This is a genomic window from Streptomyces sp. NPDC088812 (assembly GCF_044750285.1).
Taxonomy (GTDB): Bacteria; Actinomycetota; Actinomycetes; order Streptomycetales; family Streptomycetaceae; genus Streptomyces.
Map to the genome: position 1 here is coordinate 1 of NZ_JBIVJP010000087.1, position 1,207 is coordinate 1,207.

Consider the following 1,207-nt stretch of genomic DNA (forward strand, 5'->3'; position numbering starts at 1 on the left):
GAACAGCGTGAGGGCCACCGCCAGCATGAGTCCCAGGGCGAACGGATAGCCGAACGTCCAGTGCAGCTCGGGCATGCCGTCGAAGTTCATGCCGTAGACCGAGCCCACCAGCTGCGGCGCGAAGATGATCGCCGCCCAGGACGAGATCTGCTTGACCTGCTCGTTCTGGGCGATCGACTGCTCGGACAGCCGCTTCGACGCCAGCGTCGAGTCCAGTTCGAGGGCGCTGTGGAGCATCTGGCGCATGGTCGTCACGCGCTCGTTGATCTGGACGGCGTGGTCGTGGACGTCACGCAGGCGGTGCAGGTTCTCCACCTCGAGGCGCGCCTGATCGCTGAGCTCCTCGTCCTCCCAGGCGTGGGCGTCGTCGCGCCGGGGTAGGCCGTCGGCGTCGAGGCGGCGGGTGTCCTCGTGCATGCGGGTGCGCACCTCCTCCTGGAGCTGCTCCACGATGGACGGCAGCGCGCGGATGGCGTGCTGGAAGTTCAGCACCTCGCGGGAGAGCTGGTAGATGCGCCGGGAGACGTGCCCGTCGCCGGCGAAGACCTGGCCCTCGATCTCCTCGATGTCCTGTTCGAGGCCATCGGCCACGGGGAAGTAGTCGTCCACGACCCGGTCCAGGATCTCCAGGGTGACCTGCCACGGCCCCATCGCGAGGCGCTCGCGGCCCTCCGTCTCCAGGAACCGACGCACGGCGGCCAGGTCCGGCTCCTCCGCGTGACGCACCGTCACCACGTAGTGCTCGCCGGTGAAGACGCTCAGCTCGCCGAACTCCACGGTCTCGGTGCGGTCGATGTAGCGGGCCGGGTGCAGGACCATGAACGAGTCCTCGCCGTAGCGGTCCAGCTTGGCGCGCTCGCCCCCGGTGAGGGCGTCCTCGACGGCGAGCGGGTGCAGGCGCAGCTCTTCCGCGACCGCTTGGAGCTCGGCCACGTCCGGGCGGTACAGGCCCAGCCAGGCCATGCCGCCGGTGCGCTCGCACGCCTCCCAGGTGTCCTCCAGGGTGGACGGGGTGTGGACGCGCCGCCCGTCCACATACACGGCGTTGTCGATGATGCTCACTAGGACATTCTCCCCGACGGCGGCCCCCGGCGTATTCCAGGATGCGCGCGCTACGGTGGCGCCATGAAGACTCCGCGCCATGCCCCGCCCGTCGTCCGTGACGGCAAGACCCTGCTCCCCGCCCACGCCGTCTCCACGGCCCCGG

General features: G+C 69.9%; 1 protein-coding gene. It reads right to left on the reverse strand.

The features are described 5' to 3' along the window. The coding region (locus tag ACIP67_RS43380) for a magnesium and cobalt transport protein CorA (RefSeq protein WP_401700261.1) at positions 1-1,062 on the reverse strand (1,062 nt) is incomplete at its 3' end. Between the last annotated feature and the right edge of the window lie 145 nt (positions 1,063-1,207).